At 72.8% G+C, this 24655-nt stretch carries 18 protein-coding genes; 13 read left to right on the forward strand and 5 right to left on the reverse strand.

The window, feature by feature from the left end:
* The first annotated feature begins 167 nt into the window (after positions 1-167).
* From AB0N02_RS08060 to AB0N02_RS08075, 4 genes are all read left to right on the forward strand, one after another.
* Entirely contained in the window at positions 168-1682 is a 1515-nt protein-coding gene (locus AB0N02_RS08060; RefSeq protein WP_363943864.1) for a DUF5691 domain-containing protein, read from the forward strand.
* A complete protein-coding gene (locus tag AB0N02_RS08065) occupies positions 1679-2746 on the forward strand; it encodes an AAA family ATPase (RefSeq protein WP_363943866.1) in 1068 nt (355 codons plus the stop codon). Before AB0N02_RS08060 ends, AB0N02_RS08065 begins: the two co-directional genes overlap by 4 nt.
* A gap of 120 nt (positions 2747-2866) precedes the next feature.
* The gene (locus AB0N02_RS08070; protein ID WP_363943867.1) at positions 2867-5479 is read left to right on the forward strand and encodes a DUF5682 family protein; all 2613 of its coding nucleotides are present in this window, start codon (positions 2867-2869) and stop codon (positions 5477-5479) included.
* On the forward strand, positions 5476-6642 hold the full coding sequence (locus AB0N02_RS08075; protein ID WP_363943868.1) for a VWA domain-containing protein: 1167 nt from the start codon (positions 5476-5478) through the stop codon (positions 6640-6642). The genes AB0N02_RS08070 and AB0N02_RS08075 overlap by 4 nt, the downstream gene beginning before the upstream one ends.
* A 479-nt stretch (positions 6643-7121) precedes the next feature.
* Here AB0N02_RS08075 and AB0N02_RS08080 read toward each other — a convergent pair whose 3' ends face one another.
* From AB0N02_RS08080 to AB0N02_RS08090, 3 genes are all read right to left on the reverse strand, one after another.
* The gene (locus AB0N02_RS08080) at positions 7122-7577 is read right to left on the reverse strand and encodes a thioesterase family protein (protein WP_363943870.1); all 456 of its coding nucleotides are present in this window, start codon (positions 7575-7577) and stop codon (positions 7122-7124) included.
* Position 7578: 1 nt separating this feature from the next.
* Positions 7579-8211, reverse strand: a complete 633-nt coding sequence (locus tag AB0N02_RS08085) for a TetR/AcrR family transcriptional regulator (RefSeq protein WP_363943872.1) — start codon at positions 8209-8211, stop codon at positions 7579-7581.
* 182 nt (positions 8212-8393) lie between these two features.
* Positions 8394-8873 (reverse strand): nuclear transport factor 2 family protein, encoded by a 480-nt coding sequence (locus AB0N02_RS08090; RefSeq protein ID WP_363943874.1) that lies wholly within the window; start codon positions 8871-8873, stop codon positions 8394-8396.
* A 367-nt stretch (positions 8874-9240) separates the two neighbouring features.
* Here AB0N02_RS08090 and AB0N02_RS08095 point away from each other — a divergent pair, with 367 nt between their 5' ends.
* From AB0N02_RS08095 to AB0N02_RS08120, 6 genes are all read left to right on the forward strand, one after another.
* The gene (locus AB0N02_RS08095; RefSeq protein WP_363943876.1) at positions 9241-10593 is read left to right on the forward strand and encodes an MFS transporter; all 1353 of its coding nucleotides are present in this window, start codon (positions 9241-9243) and stop codon (positions 10591-10593) included.
* A 120-nt stretch (positions 10594-10713) separates the two neighbouring features.
* Positions 10714-11718, forward strand: coding sequence for an enolase C-terminal domain-like protein (locus AB0N02_RS08100; RefSeq protein ID WP_363943877.1), 1005 nt, complete (start codon positions 10714-10716; stop codon positions 11716-11718).
* Between the two features lie 160 nt (positions 11719-11878).
* A complete protein-coding gene (locus AB0N02_RS08105) occupies positions 11879-12058 on the forward strand; it encodes a hypothetical protein (protein WP_363943879.1) in 180 nt (59 codons plus the stop codon).
* A complete protein-coding gene (locus AB0N02_RS08110; RefSeq protein ID WP_363943881.1) occupies positions 12055-12438 on the forward strand; it encodes a DUF397 domain-containing protein in 384 nt (127 codons plus the stop codon). Before AB0N02_RS08105 ends, AB0N02_RS08110 begins: the two co-directional genes overlap by 4 nt.
* A 176-nt stretch (positions 12439-12614) precedes the next feature.
* The gene (locus AB0N02_RS08115) at positions 12615-14105 is read left to right on the forward strand and encodes an APC family permease (RefSeq protein ID WP_363943882.1); all 1491 of its coding nucleotides are present in this window, start codon (positions 12615-12617) and stop codon (positions 14103-14105) included.
* Complete coding sequence (locus AB0N02_RS08120) at positions 14102-14725, forward strand: GNAT family N-acetyltransferase (protein ID WP_363943883.1); 624 nt, start codon at positions 14102-14104, stop codon at positions 14723-14725. The genes AB0N02_RS08115 and AB0N02_RS08120 overlap by 4 nt, the downstream gene beginning before the upstream one ends.
* Here AB0N02_RS08120 and AB0N02_RS08125 read toward each other — a convergent pair.
* Positions 14706-16241 carry an LCP family protein gene (locus AB0N02_RS08125; RefSeq protein ID WP_363943885.1) on the reverse strand — a complete coding sequence of 512 codons (1536 nt, stop codon included), beginning with the start codon at positions 16239-16241 and terminating at the stop codon, positions 14706-14708. The two genes, AB0N02_RS08120 and AB0N02_RS08125, sit on opposite strands and share 20 nt — an antisense overlap.
* A gap of 255 nt (positions 16242-16496) precedes the next feature.
* Between AB0N02_RS08125 and AB0N02_RS08130 the strand changes: the two genes are divergently transcribed.
* Complete coding sequence (locus AB0N02_RS08130; RefSeq protein ID WP_363943887.1) at positions 16497-17453, forward strand: alpha/beta hydrolase; 957 nt, start codon at positions 16497-16499, stop codon at positions 17451-17453.
* Here AB0N02_RS08130 and AB0N02_RS08135 read toward each other — a convergent pair.
* The gene (locus AB0N02_RS08135) at positions 17426-18916 is read right to left on the reverse strand and encodes a prolyl oligopeptidase family serine peptidase (protein ID WP_363943889.1); all 1491 of its coding nucleotides are present in this window, start codon (positions 18914-18916) and stop codon (positions 17426-17428) included. The genes AB0N02_RS08130 and AB0N02_RS08135 overlap by 28 nt on opposite strands.
* 170 nt (positions 18917-19086) lie before the next feature.
* On the opposite strand from AB0N02_RS08135, the gene AB0N02_RS08140 reads away from it, so the two are divergent.
* Both AB0N02_RS08140 and AB0N02_RS08145 read left to right on the forward strand, forming a co-directional pair.
* Positions 19087-20214 carry an exonuclease SbcCD subunit D gene (locus AB0N02_RS08140; protein ID WP_363943890.1) on the forward strand — a complete coding sequence of 376 codons (1128 nt, stop codon included), beginning with the start codon at positions 19087-19089 and terminating at the stop codon, positions 20212-20214.
* Complete coding sequence (locus tag AB0N02_RS08145) at positions 20215-24474, forward strand: SMC family ATPase (RefSeq protein WP_363943892.1); 4260 nt, start codon at positions 20215-20217, stop codon at positions 24472-24474. It abuts the gene before it with no gap.
* Positions 24475-24655: the final 181 nt, after the last annotated feature.

Raw genomic sequence — 24655 nt, forward strand, 5'->3', positions numbered from 1 at the left:
CGTGCCGCCCCCCCATGCCCCGGGGCGGTCCTGCGATGCCGGCTTGGTCATCGCCGGCCCGATCACCGTGGCAAGCCCCGCCGAGCACATCCGGAGAACACCATGAGGAACCGTTCCGCACTTCCTCCCCGCCCTGAAGGACGGGGCATCCATGCTGGAGGAACGCGGTGAGCGCTGCGTCGGACACGCCCGCGGATGTCCCGCCGGACGGCTCGCCCGGCTGGGAGGAGCTGGTCTCGGCGGCGCTGGTCGGCACCGACCGCCGTCCCCTTCCCCCTGCCTCCCCTGCCTCCCCGGGCTCTCCGGGCTCTCCGGATTTCGTGGGCTCCGAGGGGTCCACATCCTTCGGCGGCCGGGCGAGCGAGGTCGAGCTGCTCGAACGCGCCGTCCTGCACACCGTCAGGGCACGGGCGGGCCGCAGGCTCCGCGAGGCCGGGGCGCTCGACCTCGCTCCGGCGGAGAGCCGGCCCGAGGTCTCGCGGGCTGCCGGAGACCGGCTCGCCCGGATCCTGGGCGGCGAGCGGCCCAGACTGCTCGCCGAATGGCTGGAGACCGCGGCGGCCCGCGGCCGCCGGGTCCCGCCCCACCTGCTGCCCGAGCTGCTCGACCAGGGCGCGGCGGACCGGTCGATCCGCCGGCACCTCGGCGTCCTGGCGGGCAACAGGGGCCGCTGGCTCGCCGGGCTCAACCCGGCCTGGGGCTTCCTGCTCGAGGAGGCCACCGCGACCGATCCGGCCTCCGGCTCCGCGAGGGAGATCTGGGAGCTGGGCACACCCGGCGACCGGCGGGCCCATCTCGGCGCGCTGCGGGCGGCCGACCCGGCCGAGGCGAGACGGCTGCTGGAGGCGACCTGGGAACGGGAGACCCCCGGCGACCGCGCGGCCTTCCTGGAGGTCCTGGCCGACGGGCTCTCCTTCGATGACGAGCCGTTCCTCGAGGCCGCGCTCGACGACCGCCGCCGCGAGGTCCGCCACCAGGCCGCAGACCTGCTCACCAGGCTCCCCGGCTCCCGCCTCGGCCTGCGGATGGCCGAGCGGGCCGCCCGTTGCCTCGCCGTCGAGGGCGGCAGGATCCAGGCCACCCCGCCCGGGGCCTGCGACGCCGCGATGGAGCGGGACGGCATCCGGGCCAGGCCACCCCGGGGGACCGGGGAGCGGAGCTGGTGGCTTCAGCAGACCGTGGCCCGCACCCCGCTCGGGGTCTGGGCCGACCTGCTCGGCCGCCCGCCCCGAGAGCTGGTCCGGATGAAGGTCGTCGACTGGGGGCGCGAGGTCATGGCCGGGTGGGTCCGTGCCGCGGTGCTCCAGGGCGATCCCGAGTGGGCGCGCGTGCTGTTCGCCTGGGATCCGCTCGCCGACCTGCTGGCGGTCCTGCCCAGGGCCGATCAGGAGCGCGTCGCCGCCGACTTCGTCCGCAGGCACGGCCTCGACGGCCAGCTGATCATGGTTCTCGGCGGCGCCGCCGCCCCCTGGGGGCCCGACCTGACGCGGGCCGTCCTGGAGAAGATCATCGAGGTCTCCGGCAGCCAGCCGTGGAACCTCGGTGAGCTGACCAGGCTCGCGGGCGAGCGCGCCGACCCCGCCCTGTGCCTCACGGCGGAGCGGCTCTCGCCCGAACCATCCGTCCAGGAGGTCGCCTCCCTCCTGCGTTTCCGCGATGACATGTCGAAGGAGCTTCAGTGACAACGGTTCTGCGGGCCCACGCCGAAGACCAGTACGCCGAGGAGCTGGCGTTGCTGGCCAAGGACGACGACCGGGTCCGCCCGCCGGGCTGGAAGCTGTCCCCCTGGGCGGTGACCGTCTACATCCTGGGCGACGGCGAGGGGATCACCCCCAAGTACATCGGCCCGAGACGCATCGTGGAGGTCGCCGTCGCGACCCTCGCCACCGACCGCGCGCTGCTGCTGCTCGGCGTGCCCGGCACCGCCAAGACCTGGCTGTCGGAGCACCTGGCCGCCGCGATCAGCGGTGACTCGACCCTGCTCGTGCAGGGGACGGCGGGCACCGCCGAGGAGGCGGTCCGCTACGGCTGGAACTACGCCAGGCTGCTCGCCGAGGGACCCTCCCGAGAGGCCCTCACCCCCAGCCCGGTGATGCGCGCGATGGCCGAGGGCCGCATCGCCCGGGTGGAGGAGCTGACCCGCATGCCCTCCGACGTCCAGGACGCGCTGATCACCGTGCTGTCCGAGAAGACGCTGCCGATCCCCGAGCTCAACCAGGAGGTCCAGGCCACGCGGGGCTTCAATGTCATCGCCACCGCCAACGACCGCGACCGGGGTGTCAACGACCTGTCCAGCGCGCTGCGCCGCAGGTTCAACACCGTCGTGCTGCCGGTCCCCGCCACCGCGGAGGAGGAGGTCGACATCGTCTCCCGCCGTGTCGGCCAGCTCGGCCGCTCGCTGGAGCTGCCCGAGACGCTGACCGGCCTCGAGGAGATCCGCCGTGTCGTCACGGTCTTCCGCGAGCTGCGCTCCGGCGTGACCGAGGACGGCCGCACCAAGGTCAAGTCTCCCAGCGGCACCCTCAGCACCGCCGAGGCCATCTCGGTCCTCACCAACGGCGTCGCCCTGGCCGCCCACTTCGGCGACGGTGTGCTCCGCCCCTCTGACGTGGCCGCCGGAATCGTCGGCGCGGTGGTTCAGGATCCGGTCTCCGACCGCGTCGTCTGGCGGGAGTACCTCGAGACCGTCGTCCGCGAGCGCCAGGACTGGCGCGACTTCTACCGGGCCTGCCGTGACGCGGGCTGAGGCGCCGGGCGGGCGCGCCGCGGCGGCCGGTGGTCCCAGGGTGAGGGGAGGCGGGGCGATGGGCAGGCCCGCGCCGACGGGGGGCCGAGCGGTGGAGGCCTCGACGGCCGGAGGTCGTCCATGACCGTCTCCGTACTGGGAGTCCGGCACCACGGGCCGGGGTCGGCGCGTTCCCTGAGAGACGAACTGGAGCGCCTCAAACCGGACATCGTGCTCATCGAGGGGCCGCCGGAGGCCGACGAGCTGATCGAGTCGGCCGGAGACCCCGGACTCGAACCCCCGGTCGCGCTGCTGGCCCACGTGCCCGGCGAGCCGTCCAGGGCCGCCTTCTGGCCGTTCGCGGTGTTCTCGCCCGAGTGGCAGGCGATCCGCCACGCCGTGGAGGCGGGCGTCCCGGTCCGCTTCTGCGACCTGCCCGCGGCGCACAGCCTGGCCTCCGGATCCGGCGCCCCCGGGCGGGAGTCCGCCGACGGGCCGAGGCAGCGGGCGGAACCGGACGATCGGCGGTCACACACCGAGATGCCCGAGGACGGCCGGGCGCAATGTGAGCGGGACGGCGAAACGGAAGATGGGCGGACGCGGGACGGAGAGACGCGGGACGGAGAGACGGGGGATCCCGGCGGGGCCGAGGACGGGCGGCCGCGAGGCGGGCGGGGCGGACAGGGGCCGGATGCCGGGGAGCCCGCCGTACGGGCCGATCCGATCGGTGCCCTCGCCCACGCCGCGGGATACGACGATCCGGAGCGCTGGTGGGAGGACGCGGTCGAGCACCGCGGTGACACGCCGTTCCGGGTGATCGCCGAGGCGATGGCGGCGGTCCGCGAGGGACACGTCGCCGACGGGCACGAGGCCAGGCGTGAGGCCTTCATGCGGCGCACGATCCGGAAGGCGGTCAAGGACGGCTTCGAGCGAATCGCCGTCGTCTGCGGCGCCTGGCACGTGCCCGCGCTGGCCGGGCGGCCGGACGCTGTCTGGGGAACCGGGCTGCCCACGGTGAAGGCCGACGACGCGCTGCTTCGGGGACTGCCCAAGGTCAAGGTCGAGATGACCTGGGTGCCGTGGACGTACGGGCGGCTGGCGGCCTGGAGTGGATACGGCGCCGGGGTGACGTCACCGGGCTGGTACCACCATCTGTTCACCGCCCCCGACCGTCCGCTGGAACGGTGGCTGACCTCCGCCGCGGGTGTGCTGCGCGAGGAGGGCCTGTCCGTCTCCTCCGCGCACGTCATCGAGGCGGTACGGCTCGCGCAGAGCCTGGCAGTGCTCAGGGGAAGGCCGCTGGCCGGGCTGGCGGAGGCCACCGAGGCGGTCAGGGCGGTGCTCTGCGAGGGCGACGACCTGCCGGTCGAGCTGATCCAGCGCCGCATGATCGTGGGAGAGCGGCTCGGCCACGTCCCCGACTCGACCCCGATGGTCCCCCTCCAGCGTCACCTCCGCCAGGAGCAGCGGCGGTTGAAACTCAAGCCGGAGGCGCTGGACCGTGCGTACGACCTCGACCTGCGTAAACCCCTCGACCTGGAGCGCAGCAGGCTGCTGCACCGGCTGCGCCTGCTCGGCGTCGGCTGGGGAACCCCCCAGGAGAGCAGGAGCAAGGGCACGTTCCGCGAGTCGTGGACGCTCGCCTGGCGGCCCGAGTTCGACATCGACCTGATCGAGGCGAGCGCCTGGGGGACCACCGTCCCCGCCGCCGCCTCCGCCCGCGTGCGCGACCTGGCCGCCGGAGGCGTGACATCCGCCGCCCGGAGCACACCGGGGGAGGGCGGCACGCCGGGTGCTCCGGGAGCGGCCGGAGGACAAGGGACCGGAGGGGCCGGGGGGCAGCCGGGCAGAGCCGGAGGGCAGGGTGGTGGTTCGGGCGGACCTGGTGGGGCCGGGGGAGTGGTTTCCGCCGGTGTCTCGCTGGCCGCCCTCACCGGGCTGGTCGAGCGGTGCCTGCTGGCGGATCTGCCGGACGCACTGCCGTACGTGCTCGACGCCCTGTCGGAGCGGGCCGCGCTGGACGGCGACGTCACACACCTGATGGCCGCGCTTCCCGCGATGGTCCGCGCCCAGCGCTACGGCGACGTGCGAGGCACCCCTGCGACCGGTCTGGCGGTCATCGTCGACGCCCTGCTCAGCAGGATCTGCGTCGGGCTGGGCGGCGCGGTCACCGGGCTGGACGACGACGCCGCCCGCCACCTGCTCGGGCACCTCGACGCGGTGCACGCCGCCGTGGCCCTGCTCCGGGAGGCTCCCGGCGGCGGCGCGGAGGAGACGCCGCAGGGGCGGTGGCTGACCGCGTTGCGCGGTGTGTCGGGGCGCGCCGACCTGCACGGGGCGATCGAGGGACGGCTCACCAGGATCCTGCTGGACGCCGGAGACCTCGACGCGGACCGGGTGGGCGCGCTGATGACGAAGGCCATGTCCCCGGGCCATCCTCCGGCCCGTGCCGCCGCCTGGATCGAGGGCTTCCTGTCCGGTGGCGGTCTGCTGCTGGTCCACGACGCCCGGCTGCTCGCGCTGGTCGACGAGTGGCTCACCGGGCTCGCCCCCGAGTCGTTCGTCGACGTGCTGCCCCTGCTCCGCCGTACGTTCGGCGCCTTCGCCGCGCCCGAGCGGCGCTCGATCGGTTCGCGGGTCCGGTCACTCGACGCCGGAGACGACCGCACCGCGATCGAGGACGTGGACGACGAGCGCGCGGCGGCGGCCGTGCGCACCGTGCTGGCGATTCTGGGAAGGACGGAGAGCGCATGACGGACGAGAGGCTGCGCCGCTGGCGGCTGGTGCTCGGCGGTGACGCCGACGGCACGGGATGTGCCCTCGGCGGGACCGACGCGGAGATGGACGGGGCCCTGGCCGCGCTCTACAACGGCGGTCAGGGGCGCGGCTCCGACGGCGGTGAGCGGAGCGGAGGCCTCGGCGCCTCCGCGCCCAGGGTGGCCCGCTGGCTGGGCGACATCCGCTCCTACTTTCCCTCGACCGTCGTCCAGGTCATGCAGAAGGACGCCGTCGAACGGCTGAACCTCACCCGGCTGCTCCTGGAACCGGAGATGCTGGAGGCGGTCGAACCCGATGTCCACCTGGTCGGCACGCTTCTGTCACTCAACCGGGTGATGCCCGACAAGGCACGCGAGTCGGCCCGCGCGCTGGTCCGCAAGGTCGTCTCCGATCTCGAACGCCGGCTCGTGCAGAAGACGAAGGCGGCCGTGACCGGGGCACTGGACCGCTCGGCGCGGACCCACCGGCCCAGACGGGTCGCCGACATCGACTGGGACCGTACGATCCGGGCCAACCTGAAGAACTACCTGCCCGAGCGGAACACCGTCGTGCCCTCCAAACTCGTCGGGTACGGCAGACGCCGGCGCGCCGTCCAGCGGGAGGTCGTGCTCTGCATCGACCAGAGCGGGTCGATGGCCGCCTCCGTCGTCTATTCGAGCGTTTTCGGTGCGGTGCTCGCCTCGATGCGCTCGCTCAGGACCTCGCTGGTGGTCTTCGACACCTCGGTCGTCGACCTGACCGACCAGCTCCATGACCCGGTCGAGCTGCTGTTCGGCACCCAGCTCGGCGGCGGCACCGACATCAACCGCGCCATCGCCTACTGCCAGGGCCTCATCACCCGGCCCACCGACTCGATCTTCATCCTGATCAGCGACCTCTACGAGGGAGGCGTCAGGCAGGAGATGCTCCGCAGGGTCGCCCAGATGACCTCGGCCGGGGTCCAGGTGATCGTGCTGCTGGCACTCTCCGACGAGGGCGCGCCCTTCTACGACCACGACAACGCCGCCGCGCTCGCCGCCCTGGGCGTGCCCGCCTTCGCCTGCACCCCCGACGCCTTCCCCGGCCTCATGGCCGCGGCCATCGAACGCCGCGACATCGGCCACTGGGTCGAGCGCGAGCTGGAGCGCACGGCCACCTGAGCTCGCTCTGACGAGGATGGCACGGAGGCCCGTCCTCGTCAGAGCGTCCAGACCGTCCGCGCCGGAGAGAGCTTCGGGAGCGTGCATCCCGGCGGAACCCCAGGCGGTGGGTCTTCGCCGTTCCCGCCGGGGGTTCCAGGGTGTTTTTGTGGCGTGGCGGTTTTCTTTGTGACATCGGGGCGTCACCGGGGGGCGGACGTTGAGTGCGCGTGCCGCGGCTCCAGAAACGGCGGCGTCGTGTCCCGGGGGTGGTCTCCCGTTGTCCGGGCCGTTGTCCGGGCCGCGCCGTACTCGTGGCGGGTTCGAAGCCGTCCATGGCGACGGTCCGGCGAGAGGTGGCGCGGTACGGGCCGGCGCCGGTGGGCGGTGCCCGGCTCGATGAGCGTTACCGGCGGTGACACCGGGCGGGACGTGACTCGGAGGGAGACTTCGGAGAGGCCGGATCGGAGCGAGTCCTCGGAGAGACGGGAGACGGAGACTCAGAGCGAGGCTCCGGAGGGGGCGGAGGTGAGCAGGGGACGGACGGCCTCGCGCAGGGCCGGGCCGATGGGGGCGGGGCGCAGCGTGGCCGGATCCAGCTTGACCTGGACGCGGCGGCCTTCGGCATGCATCGCCTCGTGGTCGGCCGACAGCACGCGGAAGCCGTACACCAGGCTGCTCGTGCCGAGGTGCTCCACCCAGAAGTGCACCGCCGCCCCGCCCACCTTGTTGATCGGCACGTGGTAGGTGACGGAGAACTCGCGCACCACGAAGAAGAGGTCGGCGAAGTGCGGCTCGGAGGGGTCGAAGGGCCAGCCGCGTTCGGCCCAGTAGTCCGCCAGTGCCCGCTCGAGCAGCAGGACATAGCGGGCGTTGTGCACCACGCCCATGGCGTCGAGGTCCTCGAAGTGGATCTGGACGGGCTGGACGTGCCCGGTCCGCAGGGCGGTCGTCATGTCAGGCCTCCGGGAGGATGCTGGGATCGGTCGCCAGGGCGCGCAGCCGGTCGAGCACGGCGCGGCGGGCGTGTGAGTAGCTGTGCTCGCGCTGGAGCAGGTGGGTGTGGACGATCACGGTCGCGCCGAGCGCCTCGATCTCGAAGGCCAGCTGGTGCGGGTCGGTCTGGGGGCGCAGCTGGCCGAGGTCGACGGCTCGCCGGACGAGCTCGGCCAGCAGGTTCATCCAGTCGTCGATCGCCGCGGCGATGGCGTCGTGGACCGGGCCCGGCCGGTCGTCGAACTCGCCGTCAACGGCACGGAAGAAGCACCCGCCGGGCAGCCGCCTCGAGGTGTAGAAGTCCAGGCGGAGTTCGTGCAGGGCCAGCAGCCTGCGCACCCCTTTCGGGGCGTGCAGCGCGGGCTCGACGATGAACTCGACCCACTGCTGCCTGGCGTGCTCCACGATCGCGAGCTGGAGCGACTGTTTGTCTGGCCAGTGCGCGAAAAGTCCGGACTTGCTGACACCGCGCGTCTGGGCGAGGCGGGCGAGTGACAGGCCTTCGAGCCCCTCGACCGAGGCCAGCTCGACGGCGGTGTCGAGCACCGCCCTGCGAGTCCGCTCACCACGCTGGAGACGTCCGTCGATCACCACGTCCTCACCATAGCAAAGAATACGACCGACCGGTCGTACATATTTTTGGTGCCACGGGACCCGGATCCGTGGCGCACGCGACTCCGTCACGAGATCTCTCCGCGGTGCCGTCCGCCGGACGGAGCGCTCGGTGGGTGGCGGCGATCCGCCGGACGCGTCCGGTGAACCTCTCCCGGACGTCGTCAGCCCTCCGCCTCCCGGCCGAACACCGCGGGATTGCCCTCACCCCAGATGTGAACCAGCAGGCGGTGGGTGAACCGCCAGCCGTCAGAGGTCCGGCGGAGCCGGTCCTGGTAGCGGACCCCTCCGAGATACAGCTCGCCCCCGGGCAGGCCGTGCCTGACGTGCTGGGCATGGACGTATCCGGTGTGCTCCGCCTCGTCGCCGCGAACCTTGACGACGTTGTTGCCGTTCAGGTGCTGGGTCGCGTCCAGGGGCTCCAGTGCCGCGCGTGCCCGGGTGACGACGGCATCCCGCCCCGACAGTGTGTATACGGCCGCTCCGCGGTACTCCCAGAGCGCGTCCTCGGTGAACAGCTCGCCCAGCGCCTCCCAGTCCCTGGTGTCCAGGGCCATGGCGTAGGCGTTGACCACGTCCAGTACGGCCGCGCGGTCGGCGAGCTCCTGGATTCGCCGGGTGATCTCCGTGTCCGTCTCGCTCATGACCCTTCTCCCTGTCCTGATGGTGTGCGGACTGATACGGAGAAATCTATTCATAATCGGTAGGAAAAATAGAGAGGATGCCCTCCTTCGCGGAGGCATGTCGATGCGCCGGTGCGGATCGCGGGATCTCCGGGAGACGGCGGCCCGCTTCGCCGGCGGGGAGCGCCCGCGACCGGGACCGCGCCCATGGGGCGGCCGGGACCGCGCCCCATGAGGAATCGCGCCCCACAGGAAGGAGAGCGGGACGTGCGGGGCCGGTCTGCTCGCGTGGGGCCGGTGGTCCGTCTCGCGGGGGCGGGTCCTACGACCAAGGGCTGACCCGCGGGGCCGATGTCCGGTCCGGGGCGGCGGCCGTACCGTCCGGTTCATGACTTCTGTGATGGTTGCTGCACCCGCTGCGGGGATATTCGCCGCGCGCTATCGCGCGCTGACGATCGGCATGGTGGCGCTGATCGTGCTGGTGGCGTTCGAGGCGCTCGCGGTCGCGACGGCCATGCCGGTCGTGGGACGCGAGCTCGACGGGCTCGCGCTGTACGCTCTGGCCTTCAGCGGGGCACTGGCCGCCGGAGTGATCGCCACCGTGCTGGGCGGGCGCTGGGCGGACCTTCGCGGGCCGATCGCCCCGGTCTGGACGGGAGTCGCCGCCTTCGCCACCGGGCTGGTGATCGCGGGAGTGGCGCCGAGCATGGACGTGTTCATCCTGGGCCGGTTCGTGCAGGGCTTCGGCGGCGGGATCTTCCAGGTCGCGCTGTACGTGCTGGTGTCGCGGGTCTATCCGGCGGCGATGCACCCCAGGGTGTTCTCGATCTTCGCCGCGGGCTGGGTGGTGCCGTCCATGGTCGGACCGGCGGTCGCCGGTGTCGTGGTCGAGCAGCTGGGCTGGCGCTGGGTCTTCCTCGGCGTCCCCATGCTCGTCGCCCCCGCCGCGCTGCTGCTCTGGCGCGGCCTCGCCACCACCCCGGAGGCGGACCGGCCCGAGACGGGCGAGCGCGCCTCCATCGTCAGAAGACTCGGCTGGGCGGCGCTGACCGCCATCGGCGCCGCGCTCATGCAGTACGGCGGAGCGGCCCGGGGCGCCGGCCTGGTCCTGCTGGTCGCCGGGCTGGCCCTGCTGGCCCTTTCGCTGCCCAGGCTGCTGCCGCCGGGAACCCTCCGTGCCGCGCGCGGCCTGCCCTCGGTGATCGCACTGCGCGGCATCGCCGCGGGTACCGTTCTCGGCGGTGAGGTGTTCCTGCCGCTCATGCTCACCGGTGAACGCGGCCTGTCGCCGACCGCCGCCGGCATGGTGCTCACCGCGGGTGCGCTGGCCTGGTCGTTCGCCTCGTGGGTCGTCGGGCGCAGGCGTTACGACCGGCGCCTGATCCTGAGGGTGGGGCCCGCCCTGATCGCCGCCGGGACCGTGCTGATGGCCCTGACCGTCTTCCCCGGAGTCCCGATTCCGCTGGCCGTCCTGGGCGAGGCCGTCGTCGGCCTCGGCATCGGGAGCGTCTATCCCACGCTGTCGGTGCTCGTCCTGGAGCTGTCGAACCCCGGAGAGGAAGGCGAGAACAGCGCCTCCATGGGCATCGGCGAATCGGTTTTCACCGTGGTCACGGTCGCCGTCGTCGGCGCGATCGTCGCCGCCTTCGGCGCGGACGGGCCCGTGTATCTCGTGTGCTTCGCGCTGACGGCCCTCACGGCAGGCGTGGGTGTGCTCGTCGGGGGCAGGTTCGGAAACTGACCGTCGTGGCACCATGGGAAGAACGCCGAACGCCTCTGTGTTGGGAAATGAGTCCCGCCCCCGGGCGGGACTCGTTTTTTCCGAGGTGTTCTTTCCGGCCGTAAGGAATCGAGGGGGTTCATGCCGCGCGTACGTGAGCTTGAGGTGTTCCGGTTGATCCTGCCCTACGGCAGGCGGCCCGAGACGATCCTCGTCCGGCTCACCGACTATGGAGGCATGGCCGGGTGGGGGGAGATCGTCGATCCGGGTCCCAAGACCTGGGAGCTCCTGCAGGAGAGACTCGGGCACGCGCTGATCGGCGTCGACTGGGAGCACCCCGACGAGCTGGGCGACGTCCCCGGCGGTGCCGCCGCCGACATGGCCTGCTGGGACCTGTGGGCCAGGATGTCCGGGGTCCCGCTCTCCCACGCGCTGGGCGGCAGCCGTACGTCCCTGATGGCCACCGTCAGGATCGGCGCCGAGCGCAACCTGGAGAGTCTTGTCGCGCGGGTGAACCGTCATGTCTGCGCCGGATACGCCCACGTCACCCTGGACGTCCATCCCGGCTGGGACATCGAGCCGGTGCGCGCGGTGCGCAAGGCCTACCCGGCGCTCGGCATCGGCGTCGACGCCCGCCGCGCCTACACCGACATCGGCGCCCTGGCGGCGCTGGACGCCTACACGCTCTCGTCCATCGAGCGCCCGTTCGTCGACCTCACCCACCACGCCGACCTACAGGAGCGGGTGGCCGCCCCGGTGCTGCTCGACGTGTCCTCCGCCGCCGAACTCGACGAGGCGATCACCCTGAACGCGGGCCGGGCTCTGCTGCTGCGCCCGGCGGCGGTGGGCTCCCTGCGTGAGGTACGGCGGATGCACGACGACGCCGTGGCGGCGGGATGGGAGATCGCCTGCTCGGGGGGTCAGGGCACCGGCCTGGCCAGGGCGGCGACGGTCGCCGCCGCCAGCCTGCCCGGTTGCGGGCTGCCCTGCGACGTGGCCGAGCCGCCGCGCAGCGCCCAGATCGTGACCCCGCCGGTCGGCGCCTCGGACGGCGTCGTGGCCGTGCCGCTCACCCAGCCGGGACTGGGCCACAACGTCGACGTGACCCGTGTCCGCCGTCTCGCCAGGGAGTCCTACGCGTCCTGAGCTCCTCCGCTGACGGCGACGGTGACGGCGACGGTGACGGCGACGGTGACGGTGGCCGCCGGTCGCCGCCGTCGGCACCTCCCGCACCCGGCGACGCACACCGGCGGCCGGTCGGGCGGTCACGCGAACGTCGGCCTTTCCGGCACCCTCCAGAAGGCCGGTGGTCTCCGTTCGGATTGTCGCCCCGGAACGCCCGGCGGATCCGACGGATGCTTTTACGATCGCCGGATTTCCGGGCGAGCTGCCGGATGAAATTCATGCGGTGTCCTCGGCCGAGGATCAGGTCATGAAAGATCAGGGTTCCGTGACCGCGGCCTGGAAGCGCTATGAGGCGATATGACACCGGACCCGTCCCCGGCGCATATTCCTCAAGATGATCGAGAAGGCGAGGCGGGCGCGGATCCGGGTGCTGCGGAGTGGCGGAAGTCGTCGCGTTCCGGAGACGGTGACGGCCGGTGCGCGGAGGTCGCGGAGGTCACGGCCAACCCGCGCGGGGCGGTCGCGGTTCGTGACGGCAAGCGGTTCGTGACGGCGAGGATTCCAGCGGCCCCGAACCGCTTTTCATCCATGCCGAACGGCGATTCCTCATCGGCGGTGTCAGAACCGGTGAGTTCGGCCGCTGCAGTCGCCGCGGCCGGGAGAAAACGTTCGTCGGGACAGGGAAAGTGGTTCGGGCGAGACCGGGACGACGAATTACTCGTTCTCCCGACAGGAAGTTAGTGCGCTGTGTAAAACATCACTCCGTTGTACTGACACGGGTGATCGAATTTCCTATCATGGCGATTCGAGAACGGTGCGACCCGGGCGGTCCCTCCAGCTCTCCGAGCGGAACGGGCGGCGCGGCCCACGGCTTCTCCCCGGGGAGAGGCCCACGGCTCTTCCCCCAAGGAGAAACAGTGTCGACGACCGCCGATCCCCCTCGGCAGGGCACCGCCTCGACGGCGTTGGCGGGCGACCGCCTGGGCGTGCCCTCCGTGATCTTCTTCGTCATGTCGGCCGCGGCGCCGCTGACCGTCGTCGCCGGGGTGCTCTCCACCGGCTACGCGGTCACCGGCGTCACCGGCATTCCGGCGGCCTTTCCGATCATCGCCGTGATCCTGGGGCTCTTCTCCGTGGGATATGTGGCGATGGCCCGCTACGTCGCGAACGCGGGCGCGTTCTACGCCTATGTCGCGCGGGGACTCGGGCGGTCCCTCGGGGTCGGCGCCGCCTGGGTCGCGCTGGTCGCCTACAACGTGCTCCAGATCGGTCTCTACGGCGCGATCGGCCCGGCCGTCTCGCCGCTGCTGAGGCAGTGGACCGGGCTCGACGTTCCCTGGTGGGCCGTCGCGCTGGTCTCCTGGGCGCTGGTCGCGATCCTCGGCCTGCTCCGCGTGGACGTCAACGGCAGGGTGCTGGCCGTGCTGCTGATCGCCGAGATCGCCGTCATCCTGGTCTACGACGCGGCGAACCTCTCGGCCTCGCACGGTCCGGGGCTCGGCCTGGGCGTCCTCAACCCGGCCACCCTGCTCACCGGCGGGGCGGGCGCGGTCCTCGTGATCGCCCTCACCGCGTTCGTGGGCTTCGAGTCCTCGGTGGTCTTCGCCGAGGAGTCCAGGAACCCCCGGCGGACCGTCCCGGCCGCCACCTACCTTTCGGTCACCGTCATCGCGGTGCTGTACACGCTGTCGGCATGGGCGATGACGGTTCCCGTCGGCCCGGCCGCGATCGTGCGGAGGGCACGGGCCGAAGGGCCCGAACTGCTGTTCCACCTGGCCGGTGAGAACCTGGGCGCGGTGGCGGCGGACATCGGTCACGTCCTTTTCGCGACCAGCATCGGGGCCGCGATGATCTCCTTCCACAACACCTCGGCCCGTTATCTGTTCGCGCTCGGCCGCGAGCGCGTGCTGCCCCGTGTCTTCAGCCGGACCTCGGCCCGCACCGGCGCCCCCAGGGTGGCCTCGGCCGCGCAGAGCACCCTGGGGCTGGCGGTCATCGTCTTCTACGCCGTCATGGGCCTGGACCCGCTGGTCCAGCTCTTCTTCTGGGCCGGCGCCATCGGAGGGTTCGGCGTGCTGCTGCTGGTGACGACCACCTCGATCGCGGTCGTCGCCTTCTTCGCCCGAAACCCGTCCGGTGAGAACGCCTGGCGCAGAGTGATCGCCCCGGTGCTGGCCGCGCTCGCCCTGCTGGTGATCGTCGTTCTCGCCGTGATCAACTTCGACGTCCTGCTCGGCGTCCCGGCCGGTGACCCGCTCACCCGGATCATGCCGGGCTCCGTGGTGGTCGTGGCGTTGCTCGGCACGCTGTGGGGCGCGTTCCTGAGGGTGAGACGACCGGAGGTGCACGAGCTCATCGGGCGGGGAGGCGGGAGCCGAGCCGCCACCGGAGAGAGGAGCGGAAGATGATCGAGCGTGTTCTCGTGGGCGGCGCGGACCCGGTCATCGGCGTGATCGCCGAGGCCTTTCTCCCGCTCGACTCCACGGCCTGGCTGATCCCCGATCCGGAGGAGCGCCGCCGGACCCTGGCGGAATACTTCGCGATCCTCGTCGAGCACGCGCTCGAACACGGCGAGGTGTACGGCACGGCCGACCGGTCCGCGGTGGCCGTCTGGCTGCCCCGCGACGGAGAGGCCCCACCAGGGCCGGCCGACTACGACAGCCGGATGGCGGACGCCTGCGGGCCGAACACCGACCGCTTCCGCCTCCTGGATGCGCTGTTCTCCGAGGCGCACCCGCACGGCGCCCACCATCATCTGGCCCTGCTGGCGGTCCATCCGGAACGACAGGGCGCGGGCCTGGGCAGCTCGCTGCTGGAGGACCGCCACCGCGTGCTCGACCGGGACGGCGTCCCCGCCTACCTGGAGGCGAGCAGCCTGCGCAGCCGCGCCCTCTACCTCCGTCACGGCTACGAGCCGTGCGGCGAGCCGTTCGCCCTCCCCGACGGCTCGCTCTTCCATCCGATGTGGCGCACGCCGGCCCCTGGCCGGGGCGTTCCGCGGGAGGAGGTCAGGCGCAGCCCTCGTTGATCCCCTTGGGGGCGGCCGGGTCCGCGGTCCTGGTGCCGGGGCGCTGCGCGGTGGTCGGCGTGGCCCCGGGCGCGGGGCTCCGCCTGGCGGTGGCCGAACCCGTGGGTGAGGCCGTCGGCGAGCCCGTAGGCGAGGCGGTGGGAGAGGTGGTGGGCGAGGCGGTGGGGGAGGCCGAGGCGGTGGGGGAGGAGGCGGACGACGCGCGGATGGCCTTGGCCGTGATGACGCGGATCTTGCTCCAGTCGGGGTAACCGGTCTTGATCAGCGGCGGGACGAACTGGACGCTGGTCACCTTGGCGTTCTTCACCCTCAGGGCCAGCGGGACCAGGTGCTCCAGCATCGGGCGGGGGATGTCGGTCTGGAGCAGTTCCTTGGTGGCCAGCGCGATCCGGTTGAACCGGGAGAGCACGGTCCCCGGATCGGCCTGCTGGAGCATGGCGCTCAGCACGCAACGCTGGCGTCCCATCCGGGTGTAGTCGTCGCTGTAGGTGCGCGAGCGGGCGAACCACATCGTGTCGGCCCCGCCGAGCCTGCGGGTGCCCGCCTTGACCAGGCCCTCGTTGTACTTGCCGAAGACCACGTCCTGCGGCACGGTCAGCCGCAGGCCGCCGATGGCGTCGACCAGCCGGGCGAAGCCCCACATGTTCACCAGGGCGTACCAGTCGACCTTCAGGCCGAGCGTGTAGCCGATCGTCTCCATGAGCGTCTTGGTGCCCTGCCCCTTGCGCCCGCCGAAGATCTCGGGATGGGCGTCGGCGTACTCCCAGACCGCGAACAGCAGGTCCTCGCGCGAGCCGTCGGGGTTGGCGGGCAGCCGGAAGCCGTCGGGGAACCGCTTGGCCATCGGAGAACCCGGTACGAAACGGACGTTCTCCAAGTTGCGCGGCAGTCCCAGCAGCACGGTGTTGCCGGTCTTGACGTCGATGCTGGCCAGGTTGATGCTGTCGGTCCGCACACCGATCCGGTTGGTGTCGGCGTCGCCGCCGAGCAGCAGGATGTTCACCCGGGTCCGGCCCCCCCACGGATCGGCCGTCTGGGAGGCGTCGGCCTGGGGCTGGGGGGCGGGCGTGGTCGGCGGAGCACTGAAGATCTGGTCCAGCGTCGACTGCGAGACCGCGGCGTACTGCCCGACCATGGCGAACGGCAGCATCACCGCCACCGCGAGCACTCCCGCGACGACGCCGGCGACGGCCTGCCCGGCTCCGCGGAGCATGCCCGGCCTCAGCACGGTGAAGGAGTGCACGACCAGCGCGAACCAGGCGACGCCCAGTGTCAGGGAGCCGACCGTGACGCCGGTCAGCCACGACGAGGCGGCCAGCTGCCCGGCCAGGTCGCCGAGGTCGGCGGTGAGCAGTGTCCACAGCGCGCCCAGCAGGAGCACGGCGTAGAGGGATATCAGCGTCAGGCCGGTCCTGCGCCATCCGGCCCGCAGGTGCGCCGATCCCGGCACGAGGGCGGACAGGGCCGTCCATCCGATGACCGCGCCGAGCCCCCGCGGCTTCGATCTGTCTCGCACCTGCTCCCCGATCTCCCACGTGCCTGAGCGCCGCAGGGAGATGCTAGGGCGGACGCCAGGGCATGTGGGCGACGACTGGGTGAACAACTCGGAAAGACAATCATCGTTTATAGCGACATATCCCCCCGAATAAAGTTCTGGATTCGAGTCTTTTACCCAGATCGGATACGCCGCGTCCGACGGCGGGGGCCGAAAACCGCGCCGAACCCCGGCGCCCTCTGGGGAGACGCGCCGCCCGGACGTACCCTGATTCCCATGCCCGACGTTCTCGGCCCCGGTTACGAGCTCACGGTCCTTCCCATGGCCGACGACTACGAGGGACCGGTGGTCGCCTCGCTGGTACGGCGGCGCGCCCCCGAACCCACCGGCAGAGCCGTGCTCTACCTCCACGGGTTCACCGACTACTTCTTCCAGACGCACCTGGCCGACCACTTCGTCGCCCAGGGCGTCGACTTCTACGGCCTCGACCTGCGCAAGTACGGCCGCTCCCTGCTGGCGCACCAGACCAGGGGCCTCGTGCGCAGCGTCACCGAACACTTCCCCGAGATCGACGAGGCGATCAGGATCATCCGGGAGCGGGACGGCCACGACGAGGTGACCCTCAACGGCCACTCGACCGGAGGACTGGTCGCCGCCCTCTGGGCCGACCGGGTCCGGGGCCGCGGCCTGGTCCAGGGCCTGATGCTCAACAGTCCCTTCCTCGACCTCAACGTCCCGACCCCGCTGCGGCTGGCCACCGACCTGCTCAGGGGAACGCTGTCCCGCATGTCCGCGCGCGCCGTCCTGCCCGTCGGGGTGGCCACCGCGTACGGCACCAGCCTGCACCGCGACCACCACGGCGAGTGGGACTTCGACCTGGCCTGGAAGCCGATCGGCGGGTTCCCCGTGCACGCGGTCTGGCTGGCCGCGATCCGCAGGGCACAGCGGCGCCTCCACGCGGGGCTGCGGGTGGACGTCCCGGTCCTGGTGCTCTGCGCGGAGAAGGGGCTGCGGATGCGCGACTTCGCGCCCGACGCCCACGGGGCGGACGTGGTGCTCGACCCTAGGCAGATCGCCCACTGGGCGACCAGGATCGGCCCGCACGTCACGTGCGTGCGGGTGCCGGACGGCATGCACGACCTGGTGCTGTCGTCACGACCGGCCCGCGAGCGGACGTTCGCCGAGATGGACCGCTGGCTCGACTGCTACCAGGGGAAGGCGAAGAGGCTGTAGTAGGCGCCCGCGACCAGCAGCAGGCCGGTGCCGCCCAGCACCCCGCCGATCGCGACCCGCTGCGGGCGGCTGGGCCTCCAGCCCTCCCGCAGCCCGGAGACGACGGCCGCGACGGCCGTGACCTCCTGCAGCAGCATCAGCACCGCCAGGATCCTGATGACCAGCCAGCCCGCGAGCACCGCGGGCCAGGCGCCGGCCTGGTTCACCGAGAACAGCACCAGAAGCGTGATGAAGGCGACCACCGAGACGAGCAGCCCGGCGCCGGTCCACGCCATCCGCCGGAACCGGCGCCGGATCGGCGGCCAGATCCTGGCGTTGGTCTCACCGGGCAGCTGCCTGCCGCGCAGCCGCAGCACCATCTCGGTCACCGGGCCGACCACGTATCCGACAGCGGCCAGGCAGAGCATCAGCCCGAGGACGGTCGCCCCGGCGTACCACGGGGCGGTCGGCACGTCGCTGGCCTCGTAGCGCTGGACGGGGGTGGCGCCCGCGATGTGCACCGCCGGTCTGGCGGTGCCCGGCAGGCCCTTGACCCAGTTGGCCAGCGTCTCCAGGTAACCGCGGGCGAACGGCCCGCCGCGGACGCGCATCCCGTGGTCGGCGCCCTCCAGGTAGCGGATCGTGTAGTCGGCGTTGCCGCCCTCGGCGAGCGCGCCGGTCAGGGCCTTGCTGCTCTCCACGAACGGGATCGACGGGTCGCGCGTGCCGTACAGGGCCAGGACGGGACGGTGCAGCCGGCGCAGTGCGGGCAGGCCGTCGTAGCGCAGGAAGTTCATGTGAACCGCGCTCATCGCCCGGATGAGCAGCTCGCGCACCCCGCTGGGCGCGTGCAGCCGGTCGAGCTGCTCGCTCAGCGCCCAGCTGACCTGCCGCAGCGGTGAGACGTTGGGCGCCGAGACCAGCACGGTGAACCCGACGTCGGCGCTTCTGGCGGCGGCGATCGGGACCACCCAGCTGCCCTCGCTCACCCCCCAGAGGCCGACCCTGTCCGGATCGACGTCGGCACGCAGCCGCAGCCTGGCCAGCACGCGCAGGGCGTCGTCGGCCAGCAGCCCGAAGTCGCGGTTGCGGAAGTCGTAGCGCACGGTCCGCTTGTCGTAGACGAGTGTGACGATCCCGGCCCTGGCCAGCCACTCGGCCTGGGTGGTGAACTCGTCGCGCACGCCGGGCCCCGCCCCCTGGACGAAGATCAGAGCCGGGTGCCGGCCGGGTGCGAGCGGCGCGCGGATCGTCGCCCCCAGGGTCGTGTCCCCGGCGTCGACGGTGACGTCCTCGACGGTGATCTGCCCGTTGGCGGAGACCGGCCTGCTCTCGGCGGCCGGCTGGGCGGGCAGGGTCTGGAAGACCGGGTCCACGTTCAGCGGTGGCGGATCGAAGGGCGGCGGCAGCGCGTACCCCATCGTCGCGAGTGCCAGCAGGACCATGCCCGCCGCCACGCTCAAGACGCCTCGGCCAGCCCGCATGCCGATCCGCTCCCCGATCGTTGCCCGCCTCCGGGATCGAACGTATGCCGGTATCGTTCCCTTCGATCTTCAAGCGTACTCACCGTCGGCCCTCGAGGGCAGAGGGGAAATGAGAGCGGTGTGGCCGGTGCGGCCGCATGTGCGGCTGAGTCCTGTTAGCTTCAAGTGACATGCGAATCCTGCACACCTCGGACTGGCATCTGGGCCGTTCGTTCCATCGCGAGAGCCTCCTGGACGCCCAGGGGATCTTCGTCGACCACCTGGTCGAGACGGTCCGGGCCGAGCGGGTCGACGTGGTCGTCGTCTCCGGCGACGTCTACGATCGGGCGCTGCCCTCGGTCGACGCGGTCGAGCTGTGCAACCAGGCCCTGCAGCGGCTGGTCGCCGAGCGCGTGCGAACCGTGCTGATCAGCGGCAACCACGACTCCGCGCGCAGGCTCGGCTTCGGCGCGAGCCTGATCGACGCCGCGGGCGTTCACCTGCGCACCGACCCGGCACGGGTCGGCGAGCCCGTGGTGGTCGACGACGTGGCCTTCTACGGCATCCCCTACCTCGAACCCGAGCTGGTGCGCGGTCCCTGGGAGCTGCCGGAGCGCACCCACACCGCCGCGATCGAGCACGCCATGTCCCTGGTCCGCGCAGACCTCGCCCACCGCGCCTGCCGCTCCGTCGTCCTCGCCCACGCCTTCGTCACCGGAGGGCAGGCCAGCGAGAGCGAGCGCGACATCGGCGTCGGCGGCGTCGCCAACGTTCCGCTCCAGGCCTTCGACGGCGTCGACTACGTCGCGCTGGGCCACCTGCACGGCCGCCAGCGGATGAGCGAGACCGTGCGTTACTCGGGTTCCCCGATCGCCTACTCCTTCTCCGAGGAGCACCAGCTGAAGGGGTCCTGGCTGGTGGACATCGATCCGGGCGGCCGGGTGAGCGCGGAGTTCGCCGAGGCTCCCGTGCCGCGGCCGATCGCCAGGATCGGCGGCCGTCTCGACGACCTGCTGGCCTCGGCCGAGCACGCCCGCCACGAGGACCACTGGCTCCACGTGACGCTCACCGACCCGATCAGGCCGAAGGGCGCCATGGAACGCCTCAGGTCCCGCTTCCCGCACACCCTCAGCCTCTCCTTCGAACCCGAGGGCGGCGTCCGGGAGAGCGGCGCGCGGCCGAGACTGGCCGGAAGACCCGAGATCGAGGTGGCGCTCGACTTCGTCCGCGAGGTGCGCGGCGAGGAGGCCGATCCCGATGAGACCCGCCTGCTCCACGAGGCCGTCGAGGCCTGCCGCGTCAAGGAGGCGATGGCGTAGATGCGCCCGCACCGTCTGTGGATCACCGCGTTCGGCTCCTTTCCCACGCGGGAGGAGGTGGACTTCGACGCCCTCGCCGAGGCCGGGCTGTTCCTGATCCACGGCCCCACCGGCGCGGGCAAGACCACCGTGCTGGACGCGCTCTGCTACGCCCTGTACGGCAGGGTGCCGGGCAAACGCGACAGCGCCAAGAGCCTGCGCTGCGATCACGCGCCGCCCGGCGCGGGGCCCGAGGTGACACTTGAGGTCACCATCAGGGGACGGCGGCTGAAGATCACCCGATCCCCCGCCTGGCAGCGCCCCAAGCGCAGAGGGGCGGGCACGACCAAGGAGAACGAGAAGGCAGTCGTCCAGGAGCTCACCTCCTCCGGGGAGTGGATCGGGCTGACCACGCGGATCGACGAGGCGGGCGACCTGATCGGCACCCTGCTGGGCATGAACGCCGAGCAGTTCTTCCAGGTCGCGATGTTGCCTCAGGGAGACTTCGCGAAGTTCCTGCGCGCAGACGGAGAGGATCGCCGCAGGGTCCTGGAACGCCTGTTCTCCGTGAAGGTCTACGCCGCCGCCGAGTCCTGGCTGGCGGACCGGCGGACCGAGGCCCACCGTGAGCAGCAGGCTCTGCGCAAGGAGGTGGACTTCGCCGTCAAACGCCTTGAGGAGGCCGCGGGCCCCGGCCTCCTCGCCACCCTGGCCGGAGACGCCACCTTGACCGGAGACGCCACCTGGGCCGGAGACGCGGTCCTGACCGGAGACGCCGCCCTGGCCGAGGCCGTCACCGCGGCCGGAGACGCTCCTCGGGCGGGGGCCGACGCGCGGGACGGGACCGACGCCCGGAACGGCACACCGGGACTCTTCTCGCTGCCCCCGGGGCCCTCGGGCACCGGGCCGGCGGCGGGGATCGCGCCCCAGGAAGACGGCGGCGACCTCCCCACCCCACCCTCCGCCGAGGACGACCCGCTCGCGTGGGCCGCCGCGCTGGAGGAGGCCGCCGTGGCCGCCGCGGCCGAGCTGCGCCGTGGCTCCACCGGCGGGCAGGAGGCGGTACGGCAGGCGCGGGCCAGACTGGAGTACGGCGTCGCGCTGGCCGACCGGCGCCGCCGCCACGCCGAGGCGCTGGCACGCGGCCGGGCACTTGAGGAGAGCGCCGAGGAACGGGCCGACCTGGAGGCCGTCCTCGCCGAGGCGGCCCGTGCGGACCGGGTGCTGCCCCTGATCCAGGCCGTCGAACAGCGGGCCGAGATCGCGGCCAAGTCCGCCCGGCTGGCCGCGGACGCCCTCGCCCGCGCCCTTCCCCTCATCGGGACCGGTCAGGACGGCGCCCCCGGTCATTCGGGCGGTCAGGATGGTGCCTTCGGTCGTCTGGGCGGTGAGGACGGTGCCCCCGGCCATTCGGGTGGTCAGGGCGGTGCCTCCGGTTGTCTGGGCGGTCGGGATGGTGTCTCTGCCGGTCTCCCGGGCGCGTGGGGCGGCCGAGACGTGCCTCCGGAGAGGCTGGCCGCGCTGGCGCGCGCCCGCAGGGACGAGATCACCAGGCTGGGCGAGCTGCGCGCCGAGGAGTCACGCCTGACGGAGATCATCCGGGAGCGTGAGCTGGCCGTCCGTGAGATCGACGGGCTGGCCACCGCCCAGGCGGAGACCGACGCCCGTCTCGCCGTCCTTCCCGGCCTCAGGCAGGAGGCGGAGGACAGCCTGGCCGCCGCCCGGCTGGCCGCCGCCCGGATCCCGGCCGCCGAATCGGTGGCCGAGGCCGCGGCGGCCCGCCTGCGAGCGGCGGAGCGGCGTGACGACCTGGCCGCCCGGCTGGCCGCCGCGCGGCGGGAGCTGGCGGCCGCCCTGTTCGCGATGCCCGCCCTGTCCGCGCGCCTGGACCAGGAGGTCCCCTCCGCGCTCCCCGGCGTTTCCCTTTCCCCGGGCGCGGCGATCCCGTCCGCGATTCCCGGCGGGGTCCGGAAGGTCGACGGGGCGGTGCTGCGCGAGCTGCTCGTCTCCCTGGAACGGGAGTGCGGGCGAGAGCTCGACGGGCTCGAAGGACTGCGGAGCGACGAGGCCAGAGTCGCGGAGCTGACGGGATCGCTCGCCGCGCTCGACACCGAGCTCGTGGAGGCGGCGGAGCGGGATGCCGCGCTCCGCGAACGGCAGCGGGAGCTTCCCGCCCGGCTCACCGAGGTGTCGGCCCGGCTCGCCGAGACCAGGACCGGGGCGGCGGAGATTCCCGCCGCACGGGCACGGGCGGACACCGCCGCGGCCCGGCTCGAGGCGGCCAGGCGGCGTGACGCCCTGCGCGCCGAACTGGAGGGCGCGCGGGCGGTCCAGGCCGAGGCCGTCGACTCCGCCCAGCGGGCCCGTGATCTTCACCAGGACGTCCGCCAGGCGAGGATCGACGGCATGGCCGCCGAGCTGGCGGTCAAGCTCGCCCCCGGGGAGCCCTGCGCGGTCTGTGGCTCGCCCGAGCATCCCGCCCCGGCCACGGCGGCGCGGGAGGCTCCCACCGCCGAGGACGAACGCGCGGCCCAGGGCGCCTACGACGCCGCCGCGGAGCGGCGCCGGGCCGCGGAGAACGTGGTCACCGCCCTGGCCTCGCGCCTCGACGAGGCCCTCGCCGTCGCGGGCGACCTGGCCGTGGGGCAGGCGGAGGAGATCCTTGAGGCGGCCGGGCGGGAACTGGCCGGGCTGACCGCCGTGGCGGGCGCCGAGGCGGCGCTCGCCGCCGAGGCGGACCGTGTCGCGGCCGAGCTGGAGGACGTCAGGACCCAGGCGGCGGAGATCGCACGGCTGCTGACCGAGAGACGCACCCGGCAGGCGGGGTGGCGGGCCGAGCACGAGCGGCTGGCCTCGCGCCTCGACGAGGCCCGGGGCGCCGACCCCACGGTCCAGGTCCGCCGCGACCGTCTCGCACGGGAGGCCGCACTCCTGGCCGCGGCCGTCGCCGCGGCCACAGGTGTCGTCGAGCTGGCGGCCGCCCACCGCGAGGCGTCCGCCGGGATCGATCTCACGGCGGAGCTCGCGGCCCTCGCGCTGCGGGAGGCCGACGGGGAGCTGACGGTGCTGCGTGAGTCGGCGGGAGCCGAGCCCCGGCTGGCGGCCGAGGCCGTTCGGATCGGGGCCGAGCTGGACGGGCTGGGGGAGCGTTCGCGCGGGCTCGCGGTCACGCTGGCCGCCCGCCGTACGGACGAGGAGAGGCTGGCGGCCGAGGCCGGGCGGCTGAGCGCGCGCCTCGACGAGGCCAGGGGCGGGGATCCGACCCTCGCCACCCGGCTGGACCGGCTGGCCGATGAGGCCGAGCTGCTCACGGAGGCGGTGGAGGCCACCCGGCAGGAGCTGTCCGCCACGGCCGAGCTGGTGGCGGCCCGGGACGCGGCCCAGGCCGCCGCCGTCGAGGCGGGTTTCCTCGGCGCCGGTGACGCCCACGCGGCGGCCCGCCCGCTCGCCGAGCGACAGGAGAAGACCGAGCGGCTCCGCGAGCTCGACAGGGAACGCGCCGCCGTGGCCGCCGTGCTGGCCGATCCCGAACTGGTCGCCGCCGCGGCCGAGCCCGAGCCCGACCTCGGCGAGCTGCAGGCCGCGCGCGACGCCGCCGACGCCGCCCAGGCCGGGCTGCTGTCCGCCGGGCACCAGGCGGAGACCCGCCTCGCCAGACTGACCGCGCTCCGCGCCGAGCTGGCCGGATGCCTGGAACTCTGGCGTCCCGCCGAGCGGCGGCACCACCTCGCCGACGGTCTCGCGGCCCTGACCGGCGGGACCTCCGGCGACAACCGCTGGAGGATGCGGCTGTCGGCCTACGTGCTCGGCGAACGCCTGCGCCAGGTGGTCGAGTCGGCCAACGAACGGCTCGACCGCATGTCCGGCGGACGCTACCTCCTCGAACACGACCTCGGCCGTACGGCGGGCGACCGGAGCAGGTCGGGCGGCGGGCTCGGCCTGCGGATCCTGGACGGCTGGACCGGGATCGACCGTGACCCGGCGACGCTTTCCGGCGGTGAGAGCTTCATCACCTCGCTGGCGCTCGCCCTCGGACTGGCCGACGTGGTCACCGCCGAGGCCGGGGGAGTGGAGCTCGGCACGCTCTTCATCGACGAGGGCTTCGGCACCCTGGACGAGGACACCCTCGACGCGGTGCTGGACATCCTCGACGGCCTGCGCGACGGCGGCCGGGCCGTCGGCATCGTCAGCCACGTCACCGAGCTGCGCACCCGGATCCCGGCACAGCTGCGGGTCCGCAAGGAACGCCGGGGATCCACCCTTTCGGTGTTCGTCTCCTGACCCCGAAGCACCTGTGCCGCGGGTGTGCGGGGAGTGTCGGGCTTCGGTTCTTCCGGTGTCCGTCCGGTGCTGTGACCGCGAACGTTCATCGGGCCGGACGCCGTTCACCGGCGCCGGGCCGCCCCGCTTCACCGCCCGCCGTACCGGCGCTCGGACGGTCGCGGACACGGTCACGGTCACG

Origin of the sequence: Streptosporangium sp. NPDC051022, from assembly GCF_040683035.1 — a bacterium.
Lineage (GTDB): Bacteria > Actinomycetota > Actinomycetes > Streptosporangiales > Streptosporangiaceae > Streptosporangium.